Here is a 6,340-nt window from a genome sequence, read left to right on the forward strand (position 1 = left end):
CCTGTTTTTTTATCTTCACTATCTTTGATATTTCTTAATTGACTTTCAGCTTTCTTCAATATATCTTCTAGTTGTTTTCTTTCAAATTCAAAACTTGCTTGTTTTTCGGCAATATTTTGTTTCTTGATTTCTAATTCCTCAAGTTTTAACCCAAGAGTTTGAAGATATTCTTTCACATTGTTTCGATCTTCTATTTTCTTTAAATATTTTTGTAAATCATCCTTATATTTTTATTCTCCAAATAACATAAAAAAACTCCTTTATAAAGTAAAAAAACCTATTACTCTTAAAAAAATAAAAGCTATGGGTCAAAAACTATTTTTAATTTATGTTTTTATTATATCAAAATCAAACAAATTTTAATATAATTAATTGAATTATTTAACTTTATCATTGATAATTAATTATATTAAAAAATTAATTTGGAGGAAGCAAAATATATGGCTCGTATTATATCTGGAATAACTAGCACTGGAAAATTAACTCTTGGTAACTACTTGGGAGCAATTAATAATTTTTTAAAATTGCAAGAAGAACATGAACTCTTAATATTTGTTGCAAATTTACATGGATTAACACTACCAATAAAAGCACAAGAATTAAGAGATAATATTAAAGATATTGCCGCTTGATATTTTGCTGCTGGTATTATACCAAATAAATCTCATATTTTTATTCAATCTGATGTTTTAGCCCATAGTCAATTAGGATATATATTATTATGTAATAGTTATGTCGGTGAATTAGAACGAATGACACAATTTAAAGATAAAAGTCAAAAAATGACAAATCAACAAAATAAAACGATTAGTATTCCAACAGGCATTCTTACATATCCAGCATTAATGGCTGCTGATATTTTACTATATGACGCTGATTTTGTGCCAGTTGGTGTTGATCAAACTCAACATTTAGAATTGACAAAAACTTTAGCAACAAGAATGAATAACAATTATAAAACTGATTTATTCAAAATTCCTAAAATAATTATTGATAAACAAGCACAGAAAATTATGAGTTTACAAGAACCTGAAAAAAAAATGTCAAAATCTGATACTAATCTAAAAAATAGTATTTTTTTAAGCGATAGCAAACAAGAAGTTACCAATAAAATTAAAAAAGCAGTTACTGATTCAGAAAATATTATTAAATTTGATCCAGAACATAAGCCTGGAGTTAGTAATTTATTAACTATTTATGCTAGCATTACTAAAAAAGATATCAAAACTTGTGAACAATACTTCAGCAATCACAATTATGGTTTTTTAAAAGAAGAAGTAATTAAAGTAATAAATGATTTATTAGAACCAATGCAAAAAAAACACCAAGAATTTATTAATGAAAAATCATCACAATTAGCAAAATATTTAGAAGAAGGTGCAAATTTTGCTAATAATATTGCTACTAAAAAATTAAACTTTGTTCAAGACACAATGGGTATTAATTTTATCGAGAAAGAAAGATAGGAGGAAGAGACAATGTCTTTATACAATAAAAAACAAAAACATTTAATCCTAGTTGATTTAGATGGTACTCTATTAAAAAGTGGTGGTCGAGAAATTCATATTAATACTAAAAAAGCACTAATTGATGCTCAAAAACAAGGTCATATTGTTTGTATTGTCACTGGTCGACCTTATCGTGGATCAATTAAATTTTATCGTGAATTAGGTCTTAATACATTACTATGCAATTTTAATGGTGGCCATATTCATGATCCAAAAATCAAAAAATTCAAACGATTAGTTTTTCCAATTTCTGAAACAATTGTTAAACATATTTTAAATGAAGACTATATTTTTCAACAAATTGAAAACGCGGTTATTGAATATTACAACAAAGCAGTATGTTGAAAAAAAGATGATTTCTTTGAAACTTATTTTCATTTAGATACTATTGAAAATGATACTTTTACAATTAGTAAATTAATTCGTGATTGAAAAGGGAGCGCTAATGCCATTTTAATTGAATTTAAAGAAAATACTAATCTTGATCAAGTATATCGTGACTTGGAAAAATATTCAAACTCAATTAAGGTAAATACTTGAAATCGTTATGATAATAATAAACTAATCTTTGAAATTTCAAGTAAATTTATTGATAAAGGAATGACAGCTCGCATTTTGGCTCAATATTATAATGTTGATATTAGAGATGTTATTGCTTATGGTGATGAAATTAATGATAAAGAAATGTTGATGGAAGTTGGCTATGGTGTAGCAATGAAAAATGGTAATATTGTTATTAAAAGTATTGCCAATGATATTACTACTAAAACTAATGATGAGGGTGGCGTTGGTGATCATTTATCAAAATTATTAAATCTTTATGAAGAAAGTGAAATTTATATTTAATGGAAATGAAAATATATTAACTATTATTTCTATACTTGTAATATGATATAGTTTTTAAACATTAATATAAGTTTTTAACCTATTTACTTTATTTTTAAAGTAAATAGGTTTTTATTTAAAAAAGTTTTTTATAAATTTAATATACTAAAATAAAAAACCTATTGTTTTATTTTTCAAAACAATAGGGCATTAATTATATTAAACTTCTACTAAATATAAATATTTTAATACTATTAATACAAAAAACTATAAAACTTCTAAAGGCAAGAAGTCAAAAATTTCTGGGTGATTGGCACAAAACTTTAATTCCGAATCATTTTTTTGTTCTTCAATTTTAATTTTTAATTCATTTAATTGTTTTTTTATTTTAAGTAATTGAGCAGGTGCTGGTGGTTGTTTATCTCATTCATCAAATAATGTTTTACCTGTTTTAAAAAGTTTTTCATACTGACATTTTAAACAACTATTTTGCTGTGATTCATGATCATGGATATTTTTGCCAAACATAAAATTACCTACTTTCCTCAATTCTTTTACTTAAATTTATTATACCAAATAATAAAAAAGGAGAAATAATTCTCCTTTTTAACTAGTAAAATGTTATAAAACCGTTGGTAAATAATGTAAGAAAAAACTATTTTCCAATTCTCATCCTCAATCACGCTGATTCTGAGGTGTTAAAATTCATCTAGCAAAACTTTCAGCAAAAAATTCATCATCAAGATTTATATTATATTTACCATTAAATCAGGCACTACGACCATAATTACTATTAACTGTTATTAAACCAAATAATAATTTTTGCTTAATATTAGTTAATTTTGCTTGTTGACCTAAATAATCAATTAAATATCAAGTACGATCATAAATTTGTTTGTTATCATTGTTAACAGTTAGTTTATGATAAACTGATGTCATATTAGTATTAACATCACTATAACTGCTATCTGGTCACTTTCAATTAGCATTAAATGAATTTCTTTCATCAGCACTTAAACCAATAAAATTACTTAAAGCATGACCATATTCGTGAGTTGTAACACTAATTATTTGATCTGAAGATCAAAATCCCTCTTGAAATTGTTGATCAATTAAATTAATATTTGCAAATTCAGGACCATAACCCATACATTGATTATCAGCTTCTGAATTAAAAGCAGTTCATGCTACTGTGCTATCACTTACAGCAACTGGTGCTACTTTTTGAATTAGTTTAATAACAGTGTTTTTATGAAAAACTTTAGCAAAAATATTATAAAAACGTAATTGTTGTTGCTCTGCTAATTGTAATTGTTCATTATTTAAACCAGCTTTTTTATACATTTCAACTCAATTAACATCAATGGTTTTACCACCAATTTTAGTATGAGTTAAATCATATTGTAAACTATCATAATTACTTCAAATTACATCACTTTTATTATTATCATACAAGTTATTAAATTCATCAATACTTTCTTTACTTGCCATTTGATGGATTTTATATTCATATTTTTTTACCATCTTTGCATCTTCTGGTGAAAGTTTTCATTTTAATAAACTAGCATTAGCATCATGCTTATTTAAATAGACATAATGATCACTGTCTGGAGAAAACGTTAACATTAAACCATTAACTGTTACAAGATTTAATGCTGTAATCATAGTTACTAATTTAATACCTTTTTTCATAATTAACCTCCCCTTCATATCATAATTATAATTATGATTTTACATTGTAGCATTTAAATAAAAATCCTGCACTAACTATTCTCATTTATTTTTAATTTTTTTATTAGTAAAAATTTCAACTTCAAAAACAGCAAATTCTTTGCGAACCTTTATAACTTTAAATGAAAAATTTCGAAATTTTAAAAGTGGACTATTTTTCCTTACTTTCTTTACTTTTGTTTTGAACATATATCATTCTTGGACAGTTTGTTTATTATAATTTGGAGGTTTTCTTTTTAAATAACGTTTAAATAATACTTCAAGTTTTGAAGAACCATCAACACGAAACTTATGTGTTCCTATTTCTTGTATCAATCCAATTTCATCAGTTTCATCATAAATTTCACCAACTAATTCTTCAAGAATATCTTCAAGTGTAATAATACCATTAAAATCTTTTTTATCTTTATTATTGCAGACAATAGCCATATGCATTCTTTCGGTTTGTAAAATTTCCAATGCTTCATTTAACTTAGTACGCTTAGAAATAAAAATTGCTGGTAACATTAATTGTAATAAATCTGGATTTTCATTTTCTAACATATTAATAATAAATTCTTTAATATTTAAAATACCAATTACATTTTGATTAACATGATCTAAAACAGGAATTCTACTATATTTTTCTTCTAAATATAGATGTTTAATAACTTTAGGTGGCGTATCATCATAAATATATTTAATTTTACTTTTGGGATGCATAGCTTGAAAAACTGATTTTTCATCAAATTTAATTGCAGATTCAATTAAATCACGTTCTGCTTTTTCAAGAACTCCTTCTCTTTCAATTATTGAAATCAATTCAATAAGTTCTTGTTCAGAACTTGTTGGTTTTTTACTTTTAAATTGAAATAAAGTAACAATAAAAGTTATTGGATAAAAAATAATATTAAGAATATACAAAATATATGCATAATTTAAAGCTATTGTCTCGGGATGTAATTTTGCAACACTTTTAGGTATAATTTCACCAATAATTAAAACAACAATTGCTGAAACTAAAGTTGATATTAAAGGACCATAAGTAGGAGAAACATGAAAAGAATCAATAAATAATATGGTACTTAAAGTACCAATTCCAACATTAATTACTGTGTTACCAAGTAAAATTGTTGTTAAAGTTACATTATAATTTTTAACTAACTTAAATACAATATTAGCACGACGACTTTTCTTACTACGTAATTTACCAATAGATTTAATTCTTATAACATTTAAAGAAGTTAATGATGTTTCAGCAGATGAATAAAAACCACTTAAAAATAATAAAACTAGCAATATTATTAAATAAATATACCAATTACTGTCCATATAGAAAAAAAACTACTCCTTTTGATTTTTATATTGTTATTAAGATTATAACATAGTATACTTAGTACGTTATATTTAATTATTAATTTATTACTCATATAACTTTATGATATTATATTGAAGGTGATGAAAATAAATGCGTAAAAAATTTGGACTAATAGCAACCTTAATAATAGGCACAACAACTAGTTTACAAGTTAGTGCTTGTACAGATGATTCAAAATATCAAGAATTTATTAGTGATATTAATAGTGGGCATGCTTTTTTTGGCATACTTGGTGCTGCTGATAATCCACTTTCTAAGCAAATTATTGACGGTTTACACACAAGGCAAATCAAAAATAATAATGTACCAAGTAAATGAGATAACTGATTAACAGAAAAGAAAACTGAAATAAACAGTGTTACTACTAATGGGACTATTGATATTAAAATTTATGAAAAATCTCCTTATGCCAACCCTAGTAGTGATATTGTTAACCAATTTTGAAATGATAAAAAAATTAGTTGACAACAACAAATTTATCATTGACTACTTGACCATAAAATTTCTGATAATAGTTCAGCACCTGTTGCTGATTCAGGTGTCAAGGAAATTCAAAATCCTGTTGATAAAGAAAGAGCATTTAAAGCTTTACCAATTGTTTTTATTGTTAATAAAGGTAAACTAATAACTGTTGGCCAAGAATGAGGAACTATTGATAATCCAAATCAGTTTTTTGATCAACTAACAGCTTTAATCACAGGTAATCTATTAAAAACTGCTGCTAAAAAAACTATATAATTTTTAAAAGAAGATATATAATTATCTTCTTTTACTTTTTTATTTCTTAATATTGATTATTCCATTTTTTATAAATTGATATAACTAAGATACGTGTTTATTTTTTATTGTATTTTATTTATAAGGTGCTAAAATTTTAGTAGATAAGCAGATTTAGTAAAAATAACAATAATTCTAAACA

At 24.5% G+C, this 6,340-nt stretch carries 6 protein-coding genes; 3 read left to right on the forward strand and 3 right to left on the reverse strand.

All coding sequences use genetic code 4. The features are described 5' to 3' along the window. The first annotated feature begins 440 nt into the window (after positions 1 to 440). Both trpS and M0D11_RS04985 read left to right on the forward strand, forming a co-directional pair. Complete coding sequence (gene trpS / locus M0D11_RS04980) at positions 441 to 1,466, forward strand: tryptophan--tRNA ligase (RefSeq protein ID WP_252320654.1); 1,026 nt, start codon at positions 441 to 443, stop codon at positions 1,464 to 1,466. A gap of 12 nt (positions 1,467 to 1,478) precedes the next feature. Beyond that, positions 1,479 to 2,354 carry a Cof-type HAD-IIB family hydrolase gene (locus M0D11_RS04985; RefSeq protein ID WP_174481248.1) on the forward strand — a complete coding sequence of 292 codons (876 nt, stop codon included), beginning with the start codon at positions 1,479 to 1,481 and terminating at the stop codon, positions 2,352 to 2,354. A gap of 246 nt (positions 2,355 to 2,600) precedes the next feature. Here the strand turns inward: M0D11_RS04985 and M0D11_RS04990 are convergent, their stop codons facing one another. From M0D11_RS04990 to M0D11_RS05000, 3 genes are all read right to left on the reverse strand, one after another. Then, a complete protein-coding gene (locus M0D11_RS04990) occupies positions 2,601 to 2,861 on the reverse strand; it encodes a hypothetical protein (protein ID WP_174480370.1) in 261 nt (86 codons plus the stop codon). 93 nt (positions 2,862 to 2,954) lie between these two features. After that, positions 2,955 to 4,025: a hypothetical protein gene (locus M0D11_RS04995; protein WP_252320656.1), complete on the reverse strand. Its 1,071-nt coding sequence runs from the start codon at positions 4,023 to 4,025 to the stop codon at positions 2,955 to 2,957. A gap of 75 nt (positions 4,026 to 4,100) precedes the next feature. Then, complete coding sequence (locus tag M0D11_RS05000; protein WP_252320658.1) at positions 4,101 to 5,375, reverse strand: hemolysin family protein; 1,275 nt, start codon at positions 5,373 to 5,375, stop codon at positions 4,101 to 4,103. 136 nt (positions 5,376 to 5,511) lie between these two features. Between M0D11_RS05000 and M0D11_RS05005 the strand changes: the two genes are divergently transcribed. Then, entirely contained in the window at positions 5,512 to 6,159 is a 648-nt protein-coding gene (locus M0D11_RS05005) for a hypothetical protein (protein WP_252320659.1), read from the forward strand. Positions 6,160 to 6,340: the final 181 nt, after the last annotated feature.

It is taken from the genome of Spiroplasma endosymbiont of Lariophagus distinguendus, assembly GCF_023846195.1.
Lineage (GTDB): Bacteria > Bacillota_I > Bacilli_A > Mycoplasmatales > VBWQ01 > Spiroplasma_E.